22 protein-coding genes and 1 riboswitch are annotated in these 21,219 nt (G+C 63.6%); of the genes, 9 read left to right on the top strand and 13 right to left on the bottom strand.

From position 1 onward, the window contains the following. The first annotated feature begins 57 nt into the window (after positions 1 to 57). Positions 58 to 1,290 (top strand): MFS transporter, encoded by a 1,233-nt coding sequence (locus AB0O58_RS04125; protein ID WP_283541667.1) that lies wholly within the window; start codon positions 58 to 60, stop codon positions 1,288 to 1,290. Here the strand turns inward: AB0O58_RS04125 and AB0O58_RS04120 are convergent. From AB0O58_RS04120 to lysX, 5 genes are all read right to left on the bottom strand, one after another. Then, complete coding sequence (locus AB0O58_RS04120) at positions 1,276 to 1,746, bottom strand: DUF4190 domain-containing protein (RefSeq protein WP_287453547.1); 471 nt, start codon at positions 1,744 to 1,746, stop codon at positions 1,276 to 1,278. The genes AB0O58_RS04125 and AB0O58_RS04120 overlap by 15 nt on opposite strands. A gap of 50 nt (positions 1,747 to 1,796) precedes the next feature. Further along, positions 1,797 to 2,198, bottom strand: coding sequence for a PPOX class F420-dependent oxidoreductase (locus AB0O58_RS04115; protein ID WP_032367602.1), 402 nt, complete (start codon positions 2,196 to 2,198; stop codon positions 1,797 to 1,799). Between the two features lie 210 nt (positions 2,199 to 2,408). Next, positions 2,409 to 3,413, bottom strand: a complete 1,005-nt coding sequence (locus AB0O58_RS04110; protein ID WP_135045147.1) for a beta-ketoacyl-ACP synthase III — start codon at positions 3,411 to 3,413, stop codon at positions 2,409 to 2,411. A 100-nt stretch (positions 3,414 to 3,513) separates the two neighbouring features. After that, a complete protein-coding gene (locus AB0O58_RS04105; protein ID WP_174557189.1) occupies positions 3,514 to 4,410 on the bottom strand; it encodes an alpha/beta hydrolase in 897 nt (298 codons plus the stop codon). A 109-nt stretch (positions 4,411 to 4,519) separates the two neighbouring features. After that, a complete protein-coding gene (lysX, locus tag AB0O58_RS04100; RefSeq protein ID WP_366237994.1) occupies positions 4,520 to 7,753 on the bottom strand; it encodes a bifunctional lysylphosphatidylglycerol synthetase/lysine--tRNA ligase LysX in 3,234 nt (1,077 codons plus the stop codon). A gap of 383 nt (positions 7,754 to 8,136) precedes the next feature. Between lysX and AB0O58_RS04095 the strand changes: the two genes are divergently transcribed. Further along, positions 8,137 to 9,108 carry a hypothetical protein gene (locus AB0O58_RS04095; protein ID WP_032367600.1) on the top strand — a complete coding sequence of 324 codons (972 nt, stop codon included), beginning with the start codon at positions 8,137 to 8,139 and terminating at the stop codon, positions 9,106 to 9,108. Here the strand turns inward: AB0O58_RS04095 and AB0O58_RS04090 are convergent. The 4 genes from AB0O58_RS04090 to AB0O58_RS04075 form a co-directional block, all read right to left on the bottom strand. Next, complete coding sequence (locus AB0O58_RS04090; RefSeq protein WP_032381898.1) at positions 9,090 to 9,644, bottom strand: GNAT family protein; 555 nt, start codon at positions 9,642 to 9,644, stop codon at positions 9,090 to 9,092. The genes AB0O58_RS04095 and AB0O58_RS04090 overlap by 19 nt on opposite strands. 211 nt (positions 9,645 to 9,855) lie before the next feature. Then, a complete protein-coding gene (locus AB0O58_RS04085) occupies positions 9,856 to 10,275 on the bottom strand; it encodes a TIGR03668 family PPOX class F420-dependent oxidoreductase (protein WP_032373384.1) in 420 nt (139 codons plus the stop codon). Between the two features lie 10 nt (positions 10,276 to 10,285). Beyond that, positions 10,286 to 11,641, bottom strand: a complete 1,356-nt coding sequence (locus tag AB0O58_RS04080; protein WP_052062921.1) for a bifunctional diguanylate cyclase/phosphodiesterase — start codon at positions 11,639 to 11,641, stop codon at positions 10,286 to 10,288. 83 nt (positions 11,642 to 11,724) lie between these two features. Beyond that, positions 11,725 to 12,771, bottom strand: coding sequence for a LacI family DNA-binding transcriptional regulator (locus AB0O58_RS04075; RefSeq protein ID WP_032373383.1), 1,047 nt, complete (start codon positions 12,769 to 12,771; stop codon positions 11,725 to 11,727). Positions 12,772 to 12,817: 46 nt separating this feature from the next. Between AB0O58_RS04075 and AB0O58_RS04070 the strand changes: the two genes are divergently transcribed. The 4 genes from AB0O58_RS04070 (at position 12,818) to AB0O58_RS04055 (ending at position 17,028) form a co-directional block, all read left to right on the top strand. Beyond that, positions 12,818 to 14,017 (top strand): MFS transporter, encoded by a 1,200-nt coding sequence (locus tag AB0O58_RS04070; protein ID WP_219519337.1) that lies wholly within the window; start codon positions 12,818 to 12,820, stop codon positions 14,015 to 14,017. A 45-nt stretch (positions 14,018 to 14,062) separates the two neighbouring features. Then, positions 14,063 to 14,127: riboswitch (cobalamin riboswitch) on the top strand. A gap of 65 nt (positions 14,128 to 14,192) precedes the next feature. Further along, complete coding sequence (locus AB0O58_RS04065) at positions 14,193 to 15,221, top strand: ABC transporter substrate-binding protein (protein WP_206498975.1); 1,029 nt, start codon at positions 14,193 to 14,195, stop codon at positions 15,219 to 15,221. After that, complete coding sequence (locus AB0O58_RS04060; RefSeq protein ID WP_032385423.1) at positions 15,218 to 16,243, top strand: iron chelate uptake ABC transporter family permease subunit; 1,026 nt, start codon at positions 15,218 to 15,220, stop codon at positions 16,241 to 16,243. The genes AB0O58_RS04065 and AB0O58_RS04060 overlap by 4 nt, the downstream gene beginning before the upstream one ends. Next, entirely contained in the window at positions 16,240 to 17,028 is a 789-nt protein-coding gene (locus tag AB0O58_RS04055; protein WP_032371428.1) for an ABC transporter ATP-binding protein, read from the top strand. The genes AB0O58_RS04060 and AB0O58_RS04055 overlap by 4 nt, the downstream gene beginning before the upstream one ends. 80 nt (positions 17,029 to 17,108) lie before the next feature. Here AB0O58_RS04055 and AB0O58_RS04050 read toward each other — a convergent pair whose 3' ends face one another. Further along, complete coding sequence (locus AB0O58_RS04050) at positions 17,109 to 17,579, bottom strand: nuclear transport factor 2 family protein (protein ID WP_027494954.1); 471 nt, start codon at positions 17,577 to 17,579, stop codon at positions 17,109 to 17,111. 356 nt (positions 17,580 to 17,935) lie between these two features. Here AB0O58_RS04050 and AB0O58_RS04045 point away from each other — a divergent pair, with 356 nt between their 5' ends. Both AB0O58_RS04045 and AB0O58_RS04040 read left to right on the top strand, forming a co-directional pair. After that, positions 17,936 to 18,415: a tetratricopeptide repeat protein gene (locus AB0O58_RS04045; protein ID WP_155289502.1), complete on the top strand. Its 480-nt coding sequence runs from the start codon at positions 17,936 to 17,938 to the stop codon at positions 18,413 to 18,415. Continuing rightward, complete coding sequence (locus AB0O58_RS04040) at positions 18,412 to 18,843, top strand: PPOX class F420-dependent oxidoreductase (protein ID WP_206498826.1); 432 nt, start codon at positions 18,412 to 18,414, stop codon at positions 18,841 to 18,843. Before AB0O58_RS04045 ends, AB0O58_RS04040 begins: the two co-directional genes overlap by 4 nt. 94 nt (positions 18,844 to 18,937) lie before the next feature. Here AB0O58_RS04040 and AB0O58_RS04035 read toward each other — a convergent pair whose 3' ends face one another. Next, a complete protein-coding gene (locus AB0O58_RS04035; RefSeq protein ID WP_032373378.1) occupies positions 18,938 to 19,393 on the bottom strand; it encodes a DUF3237 domain-containing protein in 456 nt (151 codons plus the stop codon). 1 nt (position 19,394) lies between these two features. Beyond that, positions 19,395 to 19,913, bottom strand: a complete 519-nt coding sequence (locus AB0O58_RS04030) for a phenolic acid decarboxylase (RefSeq protein WP_197077467.1) — start codon at positions 19,911 to 19,913, stop codon at positions 19,395 to 19,397. Between the two features lie 60 nt (positions 19,914 to 19,973). Here AB0O58_RS04030 and AB0O58_RS04025 point away from each other — a divergent pair, with 60 nt between their 5' ends. Next, on the top strand, positions 19,974 to 20,417 hold the full coding sequence (locus tag AB0O58_RS04025) for a MarR family transcriptional regulator (protein WP_032367591.1): 444 nt from the start codon (positions 19,974 to 19,976) through the stop codon (positions 20,415 to 20,417). 115 nt (positions 20,418 to 20,532) lie between these two features. Here the strand turns inward: AB0O58_RS04025 and AB0O58_RS04020 are convergent, their stop codons facing one another. Continuing rightward, positions 20,533 to 21,027 carry a hypothetical protein gene (locus AB0O58_RS04020; protein WP_205913316.1) on the bottom strand — a complete coding sequence of 165 codons (495 nt, stop codon included), beginning with the start codon at positions 21,025 to 21,027 and terminating at the stop codon, positions 20,533 to 20,535. Positions 21,028 to 21,219: the final 192 nt, after the last annotated feature.

The following is a 21,219-nucleotide window of genomic DNA, read 5'->3' as shown; positions in this document are numbered from 1 at the left end:
GATCGTCGGTCTCTCATGCATTGGACGTATACCGTGAGCGCTTCTAACGTCTTTGACATGACTACGACGCAGCCCGAGGTCCTGGAGTGGGAGGGGCATCCCAAGGGATCGACCGAGTACCGGCGTCTCGTGTTGGCGCTGCTGTTCGCCGGAGTGGCGACGTTCGCGCAGCTCTACTCGGTACAGGGGATTCTGCCGCTGATCGCGTCCAGTCTCGACATCACCCCGTCGCAGTCCTCGCTCGCCGTCGGCCTGGCGACCGTCGGCGTCGCGGTGTCGGTCATTCCGTGGTCGGTCGCGGCCGACCGAATCGGACGCGTTCGAGCGATGACCGCCTCGATACTCGTCGCGACGACACTGGGTTTGCTGGTGCCTCTGTCGCCTTCGCTCGAGGTGCTGCTGGTCCTGCGATTCCTCGAAGGTGGTGCGCTGGGCGGACTTCCGGCCATTGCGATCGCCTATCTCAGCGAGGAGGTGCACCGCAATCACACCGCGCTGGCAGCGGCAACCTACGTGTCCGGTACGACGCTCGGTGGTCTGCTGGGGCGAATAGTTTCGGGACCCGTTGCAGAACAGACCAATTGGCGAATCGGAACCCTTACCGTGTCGGTCATCGCGGCGCTGGCAGCGGGACTGTTCGTGTGGTTGGCACCGCGGCCGCGAACGACCCTCGTGCACAGCCGAATTCGCGAACTACCCGGTCGGTTGTGGGTGAATCTCCGAGAGCCGGGGATGCTGGCGCTGTACGGCCAGGGGTTCCTATTGATGGGAGGGTTCGTGGCGATCTACAACTTCCTCGGATTCCGGCTCGAGGCAGCGCCTTTCGGTCTTCCACAGTCTCTGATCAGCTTGATCTTCGTGGCCTACCTCAGCGGCACGGTGTCCTCGCGAGTGGCGGGTAAGTTGGCGACGAAGCACGGCCGATCGATCGTCCTCGCCGGATCGACCGCCACCATGATCGTCGGAGTCGCACTGACGATGGCGTCGAACCTGGCCGTGATCCTCACCGGGCTGGTGATCTTCACGATGGGATTCTTCGCCGCCCACGCCATCGCGTCGGGATGGACCGGCCAGCGAGCCGTCCACGGACGGGCGCAGGCGACATCGCTGTACAACCTGTTCTACTACGGAGGATCGTCCGTCGTGGGCTGGCTCGGCGGAGTGGTCTTTCAGTCACTCGGATGGAATGCCTTGGCGCTGTTCGTCATTGCGTTGGCAGTCATCGCCGGCCTGTGGGCCGCAGCGATGAACGGCCGACTGGCGCAGCAACCGAACTCAATACGTGGATGAATTCGAGGCTGCTATCGCGAAGATGAAAATAGCAGCCACGACGAGGACGAACAGGGCGATCGACACGTAGCCGACGATCAGACCTGCCGTCGCGAATCCTGACCCGCCCTCGCCGGTGCGCTTGATCTGGCCCTTCGCAACGTGGCCACACACCACCGCACACACCGACGCGATCAGCGGGATGAACGTCAGACCCAACACCGCCAACACGAGCGACACGATCGCCAACGTGTTCGTCGCGGGTGCCGGCCGAAAACCCGCTCCGACATACGGGGCCTGACCGTATTGGGGTTGTCCGTACTGAGGGTTCGGGTATTGAGGATTTTGGTATTGAGGTTGTCCGTGCTGCGGGTTCTGGTAGCTCGTGTTCGGGTCCTGATACGGCGGATACTGCTGACCCCCGTACGGCTCGTCCTTCTCGAACGCGTCGCTACCTTCACCCTGCGGATTGACCATTGCGGGAGTCTTGCACCTGAATTGGGCCGTCGCAAGCGGCAACGCGACGTCTACGAACCGACCTTGCCCCAGCCCACATACGCGTCGACGGTCACGTAACCGGTCACGCGCGGCTGATCGCGAACCGGATACCGCTCGCCGGTGTAATGCGTCGCGATGCGATCGATATCCACCAGATCCGGGTCGTCCTGCAGTTCGATCGAACCGTGCACCGTCACATGCGTATACCAACTGGCCTCGTCCATCACCGAAATCGAGACCTTCGGATTCGCCCGAATGTGCTCCAGCCGCTTACGCGAGGCATCGAAATTGAGCACGATCTTCCCGTCCTCCCACAAATACCACGTGGGCGCGGTGATCGGAGTTCCATCGGCACGAACCACCGCCATGACAGCGGGATTCGCCTTCTTCAGCAACTCGACAGCATCAACGGGCAACGGAGGCTTGGGCATGAACCAACACTACGACCCGAAAGCTGACTCGGCCAGACCCTCGGCCCACGCACCCAGCCCGCCCGAGTCCACCCGCACTCAACCTGAGCCCACCCGGCCCGAGTCCACTCAACGTGACATTGACTGCCGAAAAGGCCACTGAATGTCACATCGAGTGGACTGCGGGTCGGTGGACTGCGGGTGGGTGTGGGCTGCGGACGGGTGGAGTGATTACAACTTCGGGAGTTTGACGACTTGTCCGGCGTAGGACAGTCCCGCACCGAAGGCGAGGAGCAGCGCTGTGTCGCCTGCTTTGGCTTTTCCGGTGCGCAGCAGTTCTTCCATTGCCAGGGGGATGGACGCAGCCGAGGTGTTGCCGGTTTCGGCGATGTCGTTGGCGACCGGGGTGCCGTCGGACAGGTCGAGGCTTTTGGCCAGCAGTTCGGTGATGCGGCTGTTGGCCTGGTGGGGGATGAAGGCGTGCAGTTCGTCGGCTTTGATGCCGGCGACCTCGAGGACTTTTTGCGCGGCTTTGCCCATTTCGAATGCAGCCCAGCGGAAGACGGAGATGCCGTTCATGCGGATCCAAGGGCGTTCCACGTCGGCTTTGGTGATGTAGTCGTACCAGTCGATGGTCTGCACGATGGCGTCGGACTGGGAGCCGTCGGATCCCCACACGGCGGGTCCGATTTCGGTTTCGTCGCTCTGTCCGACGACGACGGCTCCGGCGCCGTCGGCGAAGATGAAGCGGGTGGTGCGGTCGTACGGGTCGGTGGTGACGCTGAGCTGCTCGGCTCCGATGACGAGGACGTACTGCGAGGTCCCGGCCTTGACGAGGTCCGATGCGACGGCGAGTGCGTAGCAGAAGCCTGCGCATCCGGCGCAGATGTCGAACGCGGCCGGTCCTTTGGTGCCGAGTCCGTGGGCAACCTTGGCGGCTGCTTGGGGCGTCAGTTCGAGGTGTGTGGAGGTCGCGACGATGACGGTGTCGACCTGCTCGGCGGAGATGCCGCTGGCTTCGAGTGCTTTTCGGCCTGCCGAGATCGACATCTGGACGACGTTTTCTTCGGGATCGGCGAATCGGCGGTTCTTGATGCCGGATCGCGTCTGAATCCACTCGTCGCTGGAGTCGATGAACTCGCAGATCTCATCGTTGGTGACTATCCGTTCGGGGCGGTGAACGCCCAGACCGAGCATCTTCGACTGTCGACCTTGCGTTGTGCTGATCGCACCCATCTTCAATTTCCTCTCGTGCTACCGCGCCATCGCCGAGCTTCGGCTCGGGTCTTGGGCTACGGGCTCGTCGACACACGTTACGTGCGTCGACGGGAGAGGTTCACACCAGTTCGGTGATGAGCGCCGCAACCTCGGCGGGTTTGTCGATCATGGCGTGGTGATGGGCGGGAATGACGACGGTGAAATCGGCTCGCAAGTATGTGGCCAGCTTGCGCTGGGTCTTGATCCATCTGCGTCCCCACGGGGACGGGCGTCCGGTGTGGGCGGCCGCGACGATAACGGGAACGACGAGTGGCAATCGCTTCCGAAGTCGGTTCAGTTCGGCCGCGAGGTCCGGGTAGACGACATCTTCGACGAGTGCAGCCGTGAGATAGGTGGGCCTGCGGTAGATGTCGTCGACCCAGTCGACGACGTCCTTCGGTGTGCCGTCGGGTGGCGTCGCCTGGTTGAGTATCGGTCGGACGCGCGGGCCGACGAGACGCTGAAGGCCCGTGCGGCTCAGGAGCGTCGACAGGGAATGCGCTGCGCGCACTCGCAGAGCCGCCGGAAGGATGCGGCGGGGGTCGGACTCGGCGCTCGAGTCCAGGAGAAGAACACCACGTATGCGCGACGGGTACAGCCGGGCCACCGCTTCTGCGTAGAAGCCGGCAATCGAGTGACCCGCGACGACGGCCGGCTCGGTGACACCGAGCGCGTCGAGGACGCCGACGATCCTGTCGGCCTCGCCGCGGACGGTGGGAGTGGCGCCATCGGGCAGAGGGTCGCTGAGTCCGAAGCCGGGGCGGTCGAGAACCACGACATGATGTCGGGCGCTCAAGATATCGACGGTGTCGTTCCAGTCGAACCAGTTACTGCCCAGGCCGCCGCAGAGAACGATCGTGGGGCCGGTTCCCCGGACGAACAGATGCAGACGTTGGCCGTCCACTTCGACGTACCGCCCGGGAGGATGTTTCACGGGAAACAATGCCTCGCGCTCGGTTCGATTCCCGTGATCCATGTTTTCGTCCCCACCGTGCATTGCCTACTCGAAGTTTGTTTAAGCCTACAGTTTCCACCATTCGCCCCGTTTTGCAACTTTACCGTGAAGTATCGCCTCGGGAAGACCGTCATTGACGCGGTTTGGCCAGCGGAAATGCGAGTGTCTCGCGAATGCTGCCGCCGGTGATGAGCATGACGACGCGGTCGACGCCCATTCCGAGGCCGCCGGTCGGGGGCATCCCGTGCTCGAGCGCCTGCAGGAAGTCCTCGTCCAAGCTCATCGCCTCTTCGTCGCCACCCGCAGCCAGCAACGACTGCTCGGTGAGGCGTCGACGTTGATCGACGGGATCGGTCAGCTCGCTGTAGGCCGTCCCCAATTCGACCCCCCACGCCACCAGGTCCCACTTTTCCGCGACACCGGGGATGCTCCGATGCGGTCTCGTCAACGGCGACATCGACGTCGGGAAGTCCTTGTAGAAGGTGGGAAATTCGGTGTAGTCCTCCACCAGGTGCTCGTACATGCCCTGGGCGACGGCACCCGCGTCCCACGACTTCTCGTAGGGGATGGCGTTCTCGTCGCACAGCCGCTGCAGCTCGTCCAGGGGCGTCGACGGCTCGACGGGAACACCCAATTTTTCGGCGACGGCACCGTGCAGTGTCTTGACGGGCCATTCCCCGGAGATGTCGATCTCGATCATCTCGCCGTCCGGGCCGTCGGGCCGCAGGATGATTTCGCGGCCGTGCGCTGCCACGGCTGCACGCTGAATCAGTTCGCGGCACAACACCATTGCGCGCTCGTAGTCACTGTGTGCCTCGTACGCCTCGAGGATCGTGAACTCCGGATTGTGCTTGAAGTCCGCTCCCTCGTTGCGGAACACTCGCCCGATCTCGAAGACCTTCTCCATGCCGCCGACGCACAGCCGCTTGAGATAGAGCTCCGGTGCGATGCGCAGGTACAGATCCAGGTTGTAGGCATTGATGTGGGTGACGAACGGGGCAGCGTTCGCACCGCCGTGTACCTGCTGCAGGATCGGTGTCTCGACCTCCATGTAGCCGCGATCGCTCAGTGAATCACGAAGCGACTTCACCACATTCGAGCGTGCGATCATCAACGCGCGCGCATCGCGGTTGATCGCCAGGTCCACGTACCGCTGCCGTACTCGCGCTTCCGGATCGGTCAGACCGCGGTACTTGTCGGGTAGAGGGTGCAGGCATTTGGCGTTCATTCGCCACTCGGTGGCGAGCAGCGACAGCTCACCACGCCTGCTGTATCCGATGGTGCCACTGACTTCGATGAGGTCACCCAGGTCGAAGTCGGCATCGAATTCCTCGATTCTGTCGCCGACGCGTTCGCGGTCGAACAGCACCTGAATATCGGCCGACCAGTCCCGGATGACGGCGAACGACACGCCGCCGTAGTCGCGAATGCGCAGTATTCGACCCGCAATTCGGACCGTCGTGCCCTGGGGCGAAGCCGCCGCTTCACCGACGGTGTGTGTCGGGGGATAGGCGACGGGATAGCCCTCGATGCCGTCACTTTCGAGACGATCGAGTTTGGCCATGCGCACGCGTACCTGGTCGGGACGTTTGCGGCCGGGCACGGTGTCGTCTGCGGGAGTCTCGGGTCCGCTGCCGTCGGGATGAATGTCCTCGGCGTCGACCAACGCTGCCGGCACCGCGACGTGGGACCCGGTGTGCTTCGAGGCGCGCCGAAAGGTCGGCAGAGTCAAGAAGCCTTCGGCGATGGCCGACGCGACACCGACCTTCGGCAGCACCCGATTGTCGGCGAAGCACAGGTAGCGCGGCTCCCATTCCGGCAAGTACTTCACATTCGAGCGATACAGCGCCTCGAGCTGCCACCAGCGCGAGAAGAACACCAATACGCTGCGCCAGATTCGCAGGACCGGACCGGCCCCGATCCGACTACCCTCCTCGAACGCAGCACGGAACACCGCGAAGTTCAGCGAAATCTTGCTGACACCGAAATGATCTGCGCCGGTGGCAAGTTCGGTCACCATCAACTCGATGACACCGTTCGGCGACGCCGGATCGCGGCGCATCAGGTCCAACGACGCGCCGGTCCGACCCCACGGCACCAGCGACAGAACACCGACGATCTTCTCGCCCTGAACCGCCTGCACCAGAAGACAATCGCCGTCGAGCGGATCGCCCAACCGGCCCAGCGCCATCGAGAAACCACGCTCGGTCTCGGTATCGCGCCACGCATCCGCGCAGGCAATGATCTCGTCCATCTCCTCGGCCGAAATATCGCGATGACGACGCACGGTGACCACGACACCCGCTTTGCGAGACCGGTTGACGGCCTGACGCACGGGACGCATCTCGCGTCCATTGAGGTTGAAATCTTTGGTTTTCAGGATTGCTTCGTCGCCGAGTTCGAGAACACTCAGGCCGGCCCGCTTGTAGGCCGTGGCCCCGATCTCGCTGGCCCCCATGACAGCTGGGGTCCAACCGTACTTCTCGGCCAGGTCGAGCCATTCGGATATCGCATGTGGCCACGCCTCGGGGTTGCCGATCGGGTCACCACTGGCCAGACACACCCCGACCTCGACGCGATACGTCACCGCCGCCTTGCCGCTGGTGGCGAAGATGACGCCCTTGTCGCGGCGGGTCGCGAAGTAGCCGAGGGAATCGTCGGCACCCCACTTGTCGAGCAGGCCGCGCAGAGCCGACTCGTCGCGCCCGGTCAACGCATTGCTCGACCGTTGCGACCGAAACAACGTGACCACGGCACCGAGCAACGCCAGCGCTCCGAACAGTCCCAACGCCGTATTGACGAAACCGTTCGGCCTACCGTCGAACTGCTCGTTGTCCACCGTCGCCAACGCCGTCACCCTGTTGAACGCCCACAGGAACGTCTGACCCTCCGGCAACGAACCCGGGAACAACGCCACCAACGCCCACCCGACAATCGTGCCGACGGCCGCTCCCAGCACGAGCACCCCGAGCGCCTTCCACACCGCACCGCGCCGAACCCGCGTGTAGAACTCCTTGCGCGACGCGATCAACAGACCCGTCACGACGACATGAACCGCCAACGCAATCCACGAACTGACGTTCTTGTCCTCGATGCCCTCCGCGACATTCGTGATCGCCAACAACACCAAATAGATCGTCAGCAACCACCACGCAATACGCTTCCGACTCGCCAACGCCGCCGCCAACAACCCGACAACCAACGCCCACGACAAACTCGTATCCGGAGCATCGAAGTAATACGTGTCGACATACTCCCGCGGCGCATGAACCAGATACCGCAAAGTGGGCGACAGACTCCACAGAAACAACGCCGCCGCGAACACACCGAGCACCAGCCCCGCGATATGCGGAACCTCACTCAACCGACCGCGCTGCGGCGGCGAAAACGACCGTGGTGCCGTGGTACCCGACCGATCCGAGGGAACTGCTGTCGCCGTCATGTCTCACTCCCGAAATAAGAACGCACGAGTTGCAAGATAGACGGTATCCCCGCTGAGGTGGGTGGGTTGCCTGTTGCCGCCCCGCCGTCCACTCAATGTGACATTTGGTGGCCTTTCCGGCAGTCAATGGCACATCGAGTGGACTCGCGTCCGGTCACGAGAGCGCGCCTGGCCTTGCTCGAGTCAGAGTGTGGGCCACCCCTCCTGTATGCGTTTGTCCACAGGCATTCGGTTGTCCACAGGGCTGTTGATAGTGCGACGTCGGGTGCGATCCGGTGTCCGGCCGAGCGTGCAGGATCGTCTGTATGAAGAGGGGCGGCGCACGGGTCGATGCGAGGGTAATTGCGGCCGCATCGGATCGCGGGCTGGTGCGGACTGCTCATCTTCTCGAACTCGGCGTCGCGTCGAAGACGATTGTTCGGCGCACGCTGCCGGACGGTATCTGGTCACGGGCGCTACCTGGCCTGGTGTTCTTGAAGAACCGTTCGCTGACGCCCTTGGAGCGGGCGGTTGCCGCGTCCATCTACTGCGGTCGTGATGGCGTCATCAGTGGTCGGGCCGGGCTGGCGTTGCATGGTCTCGGTACATCCGGCTCGTTCGAGGAGACGTTCGTGCTCATTCCCGAGGCGCAGCACCGCAGGTCCGTGAGCTTCGCCGCGGTGGAACGTACGTGGCGGATGCCAACGGCGGAAAGTAAGTCGGGTCTTCCCGTCGCGCCGGTTGTTCGGTGTTTGTGCGACGCGATTCGTCGCATGAAGAACGCCGAGCAGTGCATGGCGCTCGTTGCCAGTGTCGTTCAGCGGGGTGCCGCAACGATCGAGGCGATCATGAAGGAACTGGACGCCGGCACCACGCGTGGAACCGCGATGCCTCGTCGAGTACTTCGCGAACTGGCCGCCGGCGCGCACTCCGTTGCCGAAGCACACGCGCAGAAGTTGTACGCGCGCAGCGGTCTTCCCCCGATGACTCACAATGTCGCGGTACGCGACGAGTCGGGCAGGTTGCTGCTGGTGGCCGACAATTGGCTCGACGATGTGGCCCTCGACTGGGAGATCGACTCGCTCGAATATCACCTGTCACCCGCGGCGCACCGCGCCACCGTGGAACGACGGGAGCGCGCTCAGAACGCGGGCATCATTGTCGTGACTCACCTGCCGAGCGATATTCGCGACGATCCGGAACGTGTTCTCTCCGACCTGCGGTCTCGGTACCGACAGGCGCTCGCGCGTCCGCGCCCCCACGTCACCGTCGACCCGTCCTACCGCCGATCGGGCTGATACACCCAAATCATGTGGTCTCCGGTTTCGGCCGCAGCGGCCAAGGCTCGCGGCTCGATCCTGTCGAGGACGAAACCCAGCCGACGCGGAACGGCTCGACTCCTCGAATTGGCTGCATCACAATGAATTTCGACGCGATCGACGTCGGCGAGTTTCAATGCCTCTTGCGTGAGGGTCGCGGTGGCTTCCGAGATGATGCCGTCACCCTCGGCTGCACTGTCGAGCCAGTAGCCTATTTCGATCCCACCCGGTCCGACTCGTCGGTGCAATGCAATCTTCCCCAGGAATGCGCTGGTGGATCGACCGAAAATGCCGTAGTCGTACATTTCGTCGGCGTCCCACAACTTCCGGCTTTCCGCGATGCGGACGATCTGCGCCGACCTGTCGGCAGCGTCCTCGGTGGCCCAACCGAGCCACGGCAGCAGGCGGACCCGATTTCGGTCGATCGCCTCGGCAATGACAACAGCATCGTCTGCCGTCTCGCGTCGAACCACGAGACGGTCGGTGACAATCCGAACGGGAGGTTTGCTGACCATTGAGACAGTCTGACTCCCTGCTACTGCCGATTCCAATGGTTTTTCGGTGCCCTCCGACCCATGTGCAGTCCACTCGATGTGCCATTGACGGTCGAAAGGGCCACCGGATGTCACATTGAGTGGTCAGACAGTAGTGGTGTCAGACGGTAGTGGTGTCAGCCGGGAGTGGTCAGGCGGGGGGTGGGCGATGCTGTGGAGAGGAGGAAAACGATCAGGAAGCTGACCACGATCTCCAGGACAGTTTGTCGATGACGATGACCGGCCCCTCGGGTCGGTTGTTCTTGTATTGGCTGTATTTCGCGACGAGGGTGTCGGTACCGACTGTGCCTTCGGCGCTGCCCGCGTCGACGATGCGAGCGTTGCCGTCGGCGCGGATCCACCAGAGTTGGGACCAGTCGTCGGAGTAGTGGTCGACGATGAGGCTGACGGCGGGGTCGGCGCGGATGTTGTCGAGTCGCTGCAATTTCTGGGTGGTTTTGGGTTTCCAGTCGATGGCTGTGTAGATGCGGTCGCCGGTGGGTGCGACGGCGTAGACGATGGGGACCAGGTGTGGGGTGCCGTTCGGGTTGATGGTGGAGAGTTGGGCGCGGGGCGCGTCGGTGAAGCGTTGAATTTCGTTGTCTATCTTCACGTTCGGTTCCTCATGCGGATTCGCTGTGGCTGCTGTGTCGGGTGATGTATTGCTCGAGGTCGGCGACGGGCATGGGTCGTCCGAGTAGGTGTCCTTGGCCGAAGGTTACGCCCATGTCGGTGCAGATTCGGAGTTGTTCGGTGGTCTCGATGCCTTCGATGACGGTGTCTTTGCCGAGGGTGGTGGTGACGTCGACGAGGGCGGTGCAGAGGGTGGTCATGGCGCGGCGTCGGTGGAGGTTGGTGCTGTCGAGGTGTTGGGTGAGGGATCTGTCGATCTTCAGGATGTCGACGGGGAGGGTGGCGAGTCGTTCGAGGGAGGAGAAGCCGGAGCCGAAGTCGTCGATCGCGATGAGGACGCCGTGGCGTTGGACGTCGCGGAGTTGGTAGTGCACGGCGTCGAGGTCGTGCAGCGTCTGCGATTCGGCGAGTTCGAGTGCGAGTCGACCGCGTTCGATGCCGTGGGTGTCGACGATGTCGATGACGTCGGTGGCCAGGGTTCCTGCGGCGAAGTGTGCGGGGCTGACGTTGACTCCGACTTGGAGCATGATCGCGCGGGATTGCCAGTCGGCGATGGTTGCCGCGACGTCGGTGAGAATCCACATGCTCAGTGGGACGATCAGGTCGTTGTCTTCGGCGAGGGGGATGAAGGCGTCGGGCATGAGGAGTCCGAGTTCGGGGTGGTTCCAGCGGACGAGGGCTTCGGCTCCGACGACTGCTCCGGTCGCGAGTTCGACGATGGGTTGGTAGACCATGGTGAGCTCGCGCTCGGTCATGGCGACACCGCGCAATCGTTCGAGGAGTTCGAGTCGCATGCGGTTGGTGTGGTGCAGCTCGTCGGTGAAGATGTGATGGCGGTTGCGTCCGGTGGCCTTGGCGGCGTGCATCGCGGCGGTGGCGTTGTGCACAAGCTGGGTGGCGCGATCGGTGCTGCCGGTGGTGGACGCGACACCGACGCTGGCGGTGAGAGTGAGTTGACGGCCGCCGAGCTCGAAGGGGGGCTCGAAGATGCTGGCGAATCCCGCGGCCATGGCTCGGGCTGCCAGGGCATGGCTGCCGTAGGCGACGATGACGAATTCGTCTCCGGTGAGTCGACCGATGGTGTCGCCGGGTCGGGTCGATGCGGTGAGCCGGTCGGCGACCATGCACAGCAGCTCGTCGCCCTGGGCCGGTCCGAGCGCGTCGTTGTATTCACGGAAGCCGTCGATGTCGACGAGGAGGACGCTGAAGTGCTGTTCGGTGCCGAGGTCGACCAGCGCGGCGGTGATGGTGGCCAGAATCTTGTCCCGGTTCGGAAGCCCGGTGAGGGCGTCGAGCGTCGGGTTGGGGTCGGCATGGCGGAGCGGCGTGTCGTGTTCTCGACTCACAGTGCCCCCTCGTAGCCGGACGGCCACCGGCGATACTAGCCGAAGAGTTTGCTTATCGCCTATAAACGGGGAACGTGCCCTTTTTAGAGGGCGTTACGCAGCCCGCCCGTCGACCCTCGCTTCTCGATGTTCCACACCGCTGCGTCGACGGTGTCGCTGAGGCCGAGCACCCACCGGGCCGCCGATCTGCCCTGGTCGAACAACGATTGAGCGACGGTGGTCAAGTGGGCCGCTGCCGCTGCCGGGGAGTCGTCCCATCCGGTCAGTGCGACGTGGCCGGGAATGTCGATACCGGCAGCCGTCGCCGCGTCGAGTGCGCCGAAGGCGAGTTCGTCGCTCATCGCGAAAATCACGTCGACGGCGTTGTCGCGCAACAACAGTCGCGCTGACCGTGTGCCCTCTGCACGCGAATTGTGGGTGGTGAACAGCGTCGGTACCGTCGACCACTCGATGCCTCGACGCATGCACGCATCGCGGTAGCCCTCGAGTCGTGCGCGGGTTACCGGCATCGAGATGTCCGACGCGTCGGCACCGTGCACGACCGTCGATTCGCGTCGCGAATCGGGTCGCAGCGCGACGATCGCGGGCCGACGGCGATTGCGCAGAGCAATGGTGCCGATCGCGTCGGCGGCGGCGCGATCGTCGATTCCGATGGAGTTCAATCCCGGATGCTCGGGTCCGCCCTGGACGCAGGTGGGTCGACCGGTGCCGACGAGGACGTCGAGGACGGGGTCGTCGACGCCGGTGGTCCAGACGACGTAGCCGTCGACCTGCGCGTCGCGAATCCTCGCAATATCGCTGTCGCGGTGCAAATTCGGCAGCATCACCAGTGCAGTGTCGGCGTCGAGACACGCGTCGGCGATGCCCGAGAGGAACCGTCGGGCCTGGGGATCCTCGAAGGCGTAGGTGAGTTTTTCATCGAGTACGACGCCGATGCTGTTGTGCTTTCCGCTGCGGAGCGAGCGTGCCGCACGGTTGGGACCTGCGTATCCGAGGGCCGCCGCCGCTGCGTGGACGCGGTCTCGGGTGGCAGGCGAGACGCGGTCGGGCTGGTTGTAGGTGTACGAGACGCTCATGGTGGAGACTCCCGCAGACGCCGCGACGTCGGCCATCGTCACCCGATTGTTCACGGGGTCACCTTAGCGTGCGTCGACCATCTGTGTAACGATACACAGCATGTCGTCGCCCCTCCCCAAGCTGCTGGTCCTCGGTGCAGCCGCCTTCATCTATGTCACGGCCGAAACGTTGCCCGTGGGTCTGCTTCCGGAGATCTCGGGCGATCTCGGCGTCGGCGAATCCGCTGTCGGTCTGCTGCTGACCTTCTACGCATACGGCGTCGCCGTCATGACCATGCCGTTGATCAGGTTCGTACGCGACTGGCCGCGGCGACGGGTCGTCGTCATCACCGTTGCAGCACTGGCCTTTTCCCAACTCCTCTCCGCGGTGTCCGTCGGGTACCCGATGCTGGTGCTGTCGAGGATGCTGTGCGCGGCCACCCACGGAGTCTTCTGGGCCGTGGTCGCACCCGTCGCGGCGTCACTCGCACTTCCCGGTAAGCAAGGAAAAGCGATCGCCACGGTGTACGCCGGCACCTCGTTGGCGTTGGTCGCCGGTAATCCGATCACCGCGGCCATGGGTCAGTGGTTCGGGTGGCGCACTGCTGCAACGATTCTCGGTGTCGTCGCCGCCGCTATCGCGGTGGCGCTCTACTTCGTCCTCCCCGCACTACCGGTCACCCGAGCAGCTGCGGGCAACAAGAAATCACCGCGCGTGCTCGACGGCACCCTGGCGATCCTGTGTGGAGTGACGTTCCTGGCCGTCCTCGGCCATTTCGCCGCGTACACGTACTTCTCGCTCATCGTCGATCGCGCAATCGGTTCGGCCGGAACCACTCTGACGCTGATGTTGATGCTCTACGGTTTGTTCGGGGTCGTCGGTATCTGGGTGATCGGCAGAACGTACGACCGTTGGCCGCGGCCCTCCACCATCGCAGCTCTGGGTGCCGTCGCGGCCGCGACGGCGATCCTGTGGGGCACCCTCAGCGCAGCACCGGGCAGCCTGGCCGTCCTTGCTGTCGGGGCGATCGCGTTGTGGGGTCTGGCATTCACCACACTGCCGGTCTGCATCCAGTCCGCCGTGGTTCGGGCCGCCCCTGCCGACGCCGACAAGGCGTCGGCGATCTACGTCGTCGCCTTCCAACTGGCCATTGCCACCGGGGCCCTGGTGGGAGGCGTCGTCGTCGACGCCAGGGGGATCGGGGCGGTGACCGCTGCGGCGACGATCCTGGTGGCTGTGGCACTCACCGTCGTAGTGGTCGCGCGCAGAGCCTTTCCGAGCTCGTATTCGTCGGGACCGGTCTCGACGCCGGCGCACTGACCTCTCGGCCCACTCGCGCGATAGGGTCAGCACGCGACGAACGAGGGAATCCGGTGCAATTCCGGAGCTGGCGCGCAACGGTGACGGGTGAGAGCTCGAAGTCCGAATGCTCGGACGTCGTGATCGAACCCCACCCGCGGCTCCGCGACACGAGCCCCAAGCAGGAAGCTCTTCGATGCGTACCTCTCTCGCCGCACTAGGCGCTGTCTCCATCCTTCTGGTCTCCGGTTGTTCGACCGCGTCGACCCCCGACGCGTCCACCGACACCTCCGGGAACTATCCCCTGACCATCGAGAACTGCGGACGCGACGTCGTCGTCGACGCACCACCGCAACGCGCGGTGTCGTTGAACCAGAGCTCGACGGAAATACTGCTCTCGCTCGGCCTCGCAGACCGAATGGTAGGCACCGCCACCTGGACCGACCCGGTCCGCTCGAACCTCGAATCCGAGAACGCCAGGGTGCCGAGGCTCGCAGACAACAAGCCATCGCTCGAGGTCGTGTTGGATACCGAGCCCGACTTCGTGACCGCGTCCTTCGGCGGCACCCTCGGACCCGGGGGAGTCGCGGATCGGAGCAGGTTCGAGCGACTCGGCGTCCCGAACTATCTCTCGCCCACCGACTGTCAGGGCAAGACCGACGAGAGCGTCAATTCCGACGGTGCTCGCACGGAGCCGCTGGTGATCGACACCGTCTATCGGGAGATTCGTGATCTCGCGGCGGTCTTCGACGTGCGAGACCGTGGCGAGCGCCTGGTCGCCGAACTGCAGGATCGGTTCGAGAAGGCCTCCGGTTCGGTCGACGCGTCAGGTGTGTCGTTGGCCTACTGGTTCGCCGACACCGATACGCCGTACATGGCCGGTTGCTGCGGATCGTCGGGCATCATCACCGACTCCGTCGGTGCCGAGAACATCTATGCCGACACCACCGACGAATGGCCACAGGTCAATTGGGAGAGTGTGCTCGATCGCAACCCGACTGCACTGGTGCTCGCAGATCTGAGCCGACGCAGTATCGCCGGGGACGCCCTGGACAGCAAAATCGGCTTCCTGGAGTCGAATTCGGTCACGAACCGAATGCCCGCCGTCGAGAACAGGCGGTACATCGTCGTCAACGGTGCCGATCTGAACCCGTCCATTCGGACGATCGACGGTGTCGAGAAAGTTGCGGCCGCCCTGCAGGATTGGGGAATGGCGTCGCGATGAGCCGCACCGATCGCGGGGTGCTCGTCCCACTACTGCTCGCAGGATCGGCGTTGTTGGTGCTCTCGATCGGCGTCGCCGTCACCATCGGACCCGCGAACGTGTCGGTGCCCGACGTGTATCGAGTGATATCGACGCACATGGGTATCGGGAGTTCGGGAGTCAGTCGCATCCAGGACGGAATCGTCTGGGAGCTGCGCCTGCCCCGGACCTTGCTGGCCGCCGTGTGCGGCGCGGGTCTCGCGCTGTGCGGAGCGATCATGCAATCACTGCTGCGTAACCCCCTCGCCGATCCCTTCGTCCTGGGCATTTCGTCCGGTGCATCCACCGGAGCGGTCCTCGTCGCGGTTCTCGGCGTCGGCGGTGGCGCTTTGTCCTTGTCCACAGGGGCATTCGCCGGTGCGCTGCTCTCGTTCGTCCTGGTAATGCTGCTGGCCGCAGGCGCAGGCGGCGGAAACGACCGCGTGGTGCTGGCCGGGGTCGCGGGGACGCAGCTGTTCTCGGCCTTGACGTCGTTCATCGTCATTTCCTCGGCCGACGCCGAACAGACACGCGGTGTGCTGTTCTGGCTTCTCGGATCGCTGAGCGGTGCCGACTGGACGGACGTGGTGCTGTGCGGATCGGTTGCGCTGCTCGGAATGGTGGTGTGTCTGTTCAACACCTCGGCCCTCGACGCCTTCACATTCGGGCACGACGCGGCCGCGTCCCTCGGTGTTCCGGTCAAGTGGGTGCGAATCCTGTTGTTGGTCATCACCGCACTGATCACGGCCTCGCTCGTCAGCGCCGCCGGAGCCATCGGGTTCGTGGGTCTCGTTCTGCCGCACGCCGCCCGTTTTCTCGTCGGCGCACGACATCGACGACTGCTGCCGACGACGGTGGTCATCGGCGCGATCTTCATGGTGTGGGTCGACACGATCGCCCGAACGCTGTTCGCGCCGCAGGAAATACCCGTCGGAGTGGTGACCGCACTCATCGGCGTGCCGGCATTCGCGCTCATTCTGTTTCGACTCAGGAGGTCCCGATGACGTTGCACGTCAACAATATCCGGTGGACCCGCGGCGGGAACCCGATTCTCGACGGCATCAGCTTCGCGCCGGAACCGGGCGAGACCATCGGGCTCATCGGCCCCAACGGTTCCGGCAAATCGTCGCTACTGCGAATCCTCGCCGGCATCGTGGCACCCGACAGCGGCGACGTGCTGCTCGACGGAAAGAACCTGCGCACCCAACGTCGTCGCAGCATCGCCCGCCGCGTAGCAATGGTCGACCAACACTCCGACACCGACGTCGACATCACCGTCCGCGACGTCGTACGCCTGGGCCGCATCCCCCACCACGGCATCCTCGGCGGAGACACAGCCGCCGACGACGCCGCGATCGAACAGGCACTCACCGACACCGCCATGGCGTCGAAAGCCACCCGACGCTGGCACACCCTCTCCGGCGGAGAGCGCCAACGCGCCCAGATCGCACGGGCCCTCGCTCAACAACCCACCGAACTACTGCTCGACGAGCCGACCAACCACCTCGACATCCAACACCAACTCGACATCCTCACCCTCGTCGCAGGACTACCCCTGAGCAGTTACATCGCCCTCCACGACCTCAACCTCGCCGCCATGTTCTGCAACCGCATCATCGTCCTGAACAACGGCAGCATCGTGGCATCGGGAACCCCACACGAAGTGATCACCGAACACCTGGTGCGCGAGGTGTACAACGTGCACGCCAGCGTCTCGCATACCGACGACTACCCCCAGGTGACCTATCGCCGCCCCCGCCCGACCGCCCCCGGAGTCCACTCGATGTGACATTGACCCCCGAAAAGGCCACTAGATGTCACATTGAGTACCCGGGGGAAGGGGCAAAACCGGGGGAGGGGAGACCGAATCTAGAGTTGGCGCAATTTCCGCTCGAATGCGTCGATGCGTGTGGTGTCCTCGAAGAAGTCCTCTTGCGAGACGATTTTGCCCCAGCTGGTGCGGACCAGGAGCACCGTTCGGTTGCTGTACAACTCGGTGCCGTCGGCTGCGTGTGCTTGGTCGTCGAAGCGGACGAGGAGGGTCATGCGCCAGGGGGCTCCGCCGCTGTAGATTTCCGTGACCTGCCCGCGGATGCCGGCGGCGACGAAGTCCTGGAAGAACTTTTCGATTGCCGGTCGTCCGCGGTGGGTGCCCGACCATCGGCTGTCACCGTCGGCGAATTTGAGCACCGCGTCTCGGTGGAACGACGAGAGCAGAGGGCGATAGTTTCCGTTGTTGAGCGCCTCGATGTCTCGCTGCAACTTGAGGGTCAGCACTCGCATCAGCAGAAGCTTGCATGCGAAAGCCGTCGAGATGCCGGCCAGAAATCTCAGTTGCATGGCTATACGTTTGCTTACCGTTCACCGACGTGTCAATCGAGTGGGACGTTTCGAGACCCGGCTTCACCCAGGTCGGTGGTGGTGCTGTTCACCATCTTTTCGAGTTCGCAGCCCGGCCGATACCGTCGATGACGACTCACACCGATCGTGTACTTCGCTTCGGTTCAGAGAACATCACAGAGTGAAGGTTCCAAGCGTAGGCATGCTCTGCAAGGATGGACTGGTGAGGGGACGAACGTGAGCGCATGTCGTTCGTCGGTAGCTGTCCGGCCGAATCCCGGGGGGCCCAGATGGACTCCATAGCTGCGTTCTGGTGCCACGCAGATGACGGCGAGCCTGCTTTGATGCGGTCGGAGATGAATGAGTTGCTTTCGGCGACAAGGCTTTCCCGAGCACGGGCCCTGTTCGAACGTGCGTCGCTCGAGGATTTTCTGGGCGAAGAATCGGCTGCGATTCCGTTGTACGAGGCGGCGCTGTCGAGTGGGCTCGATTCCGTGCACGAGAGCAAGGCCAGAATTCAGCTCGCCAGTTCGCTGCGTAATGTCGGGCGACTCGAGGACGCGTCGCGTGTGTTGGAAGACTTCGAGTTTTCCGACGAATTCTCCTCTGCGCGAGATGCATTCATTGCCCTGATCCTGTGGGATCTGGGCGATGGTGCTGGCGCGCTGAAGGCGGCACTGCAGGCAGCGAAGCCTGCGCTCGGCACATACCGTCGCGCAATCGGAACTTATGCCGACGACCTCCCTACCGACAGGCCGAGGAACAGCGGCACCGACGACCGTGTTGCCCACCATGATCGTGCCAGTTCGTTCGACGACCCCGAGGTGAAGCCATGACCAGCGGAGCATTCGATCCACACGACCTCCTCGAGCGCAGCCGACTCGGCGTACTCGCCACGATAAAAGCGAGCGGCCTGCCGCAACTGTCGCCGGTGACGCCGTTCTACGATCGCACCGAGCGAACAATCAAGATTTCGGTCACCGAAGGACGAGCGAAAACGGCCAACCTACGCCGAGACCCGCGCGCTGCACTCGAAGTGACCAGCGCCGACGGCAAGGCCTGGGCAACAGCAGAAGGATCCGTCACCCTCACCGGACCGGGCGCGAACCCGAACAGCCCCGAAATCGATGCGCTGGTCGACTACTACCGCGCCGCCGCCGGAGAGCACCCCGACTGGACCGAATACCGCGCCGCAATGGCCGCGGATCGCCGAGTGTTGGTGACCATCGCCGTCGACCACGTCTATGGCGAAAGCCTCACCTGATCGCCTAGGCAGTCCACTCGATGTGCCATTGACCCCCGAAAAGGCCACTGAATGTGCCATTGAGTGCACTGGGGTCGGTGCATATCTGCCTCCGTCATGTGAGTTGGTAGACGTCCAGTTCGACGGAATTCGGTAAACGTTCACCCGTGGCCACGAAGAGTGTCCCGTTCATCCAGCTGAGGGAGTCGGCGGACGTCGACAGTCGGGGAAAGGTGCGGAAGTAGATTCGGTCGGCGGGAACCTGCTCGCCGCGAGTCAGTGCGTCGATGTCCTGTTCGCTGCCGGTGCGCATCCCGACGTTGTGGACCGAGATTCGTTCGCCTGCGTCGGTCTCGAGTGCATATCGGGCGTCGAGTTCGGTGACAGTGGCCGATCTGAGGACCTGGTGGTCGGCGCCGCCGGCCAGGACGCGTCCTCGTATCACCGGCCCGTCGACGGTGCCACCGAGGATCGGCACGAGGCGTCGATGTCCGTCGCTGACCTGGCCGAGATCGATGGGCTCCCCGACCGTGACGGACAGGTGCGCGACGAACGTCAGATCGGGGCGCACGTCAGTTCGTTCGGTCCGCGAAGCCGTCGGGAAGATCGCCCGGTGCGACGGACACGATGGTCTCGTCGTCGGCTCCGACGTTCTCGAAGAGCGTGATCGTGGCGAACTCGGGGACGACATAGATGGGGTAGGTCGGTCCGGCGTCGCGGTACGCACGCATTTCGTCGAGGTGATCGTTCTGGTAGAGGACCGTTTTGGTTCCGTCCAACTCGATCCACTGCGGGAAGAAGATGGTTCCGTGCAGACGACGCTTGCCTGGGATGACGTTGACGACGACCGAGGTTCCGGTGGGCTCGTTCCACGAGATCTTGTAGACGTCGTCGTCGAGCTGGACGAGATCGACTTCCTGGTCCTTGACCCAGCGTCCGCCGACCATGCCGGTGTGAATTCGGTAGTCGATCGTGGTCGCGTTCTTGACATACATCTCGTACTGCCAGCTGTTGGCGTACGTGTAGATGAAGCGATGCCCGACGATGCCGCTCAGATCTTGACTGGGGATGGGGTTCTCGACTGTGGTCATGGTCTTCATTTTGTCACAAAACTATGTTTGCGGCAAAACTATCTGTGCGATCATCGACGCATGGACTCCACCGCAACCGAACTGGGCCGACAGCTGGGGCCCCTGCGGCGATCACTGCTCCGGGCGACGCGGGATGTCGCGCAGTTGCCCGACATCGCCGACTCGCACATCGAGGTGATGCGAGCCCTCGCAGCAGAACCGTCCATGAGTCCGGGACGCCTTGCCGCCCGCCTCAACCTGGCCCGATCCACCGTGAGCAACCTGATCAGAGCGATGGTCGACGCCGGCCTGGTGGAAAGATCGATAACCGCCGGTGACCTTCGAGGGGCGACACTCACCGCATCGCCGAAAGCTGTGAAGCTCCTCGCCGAATACGACGCGGCGAGCTCCCGAGTACTCGCGGACGCACTGGACGAACTGAGTCGACACAACCGCGAGGCCATCGCCGCAGCTCTGCCGGCCTTGGCGGAAATCACCAGCATCCTCTCCCGCCGTAGCTCCTGATTCTCGGCGGTGCGCCCGCACCCACGCAGTCCACTCGATGTGCCATTGACCCCCGAAAAGGCCACCGAATGTCACATTGAGTACCGGGATGTCGTACTAGTGCTCCCTGTTTCGATCAGCGACGCGTGTTGATGTCGAGGACAAGCCGAGGAGTGCGCATCTGACCGACTGTCGACCACCAGCGGTGTGCGGGATACGACAGTCGAACCACGAAGTAGTTGACGAATTCGACAACGGCGAACAGCCACACGACGAGCAGTGCGACGCCAATTCCGGCGCTCGACGGGAACCATACGACGACACCGATGAGCCCACCCGCCAACAGTGGGACGTTTGCGACTCGACATACGCGATAGAACGCGCGAATGACCGGTGGCATCGGGTTGAGTTCGACCCAGGATCGCGCCATCAACCAGTAGATCCCCGCCTGCACGAGGACGGCGAGCAACGGGATGAGAGCGGACCACATGGCGAGAGACTCCTCTCGACCGTCGAGCCGTGGTTCTGCCATGGTGAGCGCAATCGAAGCAAACACCGCTGCGGCGGACAGCTCACCCAGGCCGAGCGACAGATACCGTCGCCGCAACTCGTTCCGGCGACTACTGGACATCACGCCAGATTAGTCATGGGTTGGCACCGACACCCGCCCCCACAGTCCACTGGATGTGCCATTGACCCCCGAAAAGGCCACCGAATGTCACATTGAGGGGAGTGTCAGATTAACGGTGGATCCGACCTTGGCGTCGGTTAGTTTCCGTTCGGGGTGATGCGTCCTTCGAAGGTGATCGCGAACGCGTTGAGC

The organism is Rhodococcus sp. NPDC080181, assembly GCF_040702225.1.
Taxonomy (GTDB): Bacteria; Actinomycetota; Actinomycetes; order Mycobacteriales; family Mycobacteriaceae; genus Rhodococcoides; species Rhodococcoides fascians.
The sequence above is the reverse complement of the archived record's forward strand: the minus strand, read 5'-3'. Positions and strand labels throughout refer to the sequence as shown.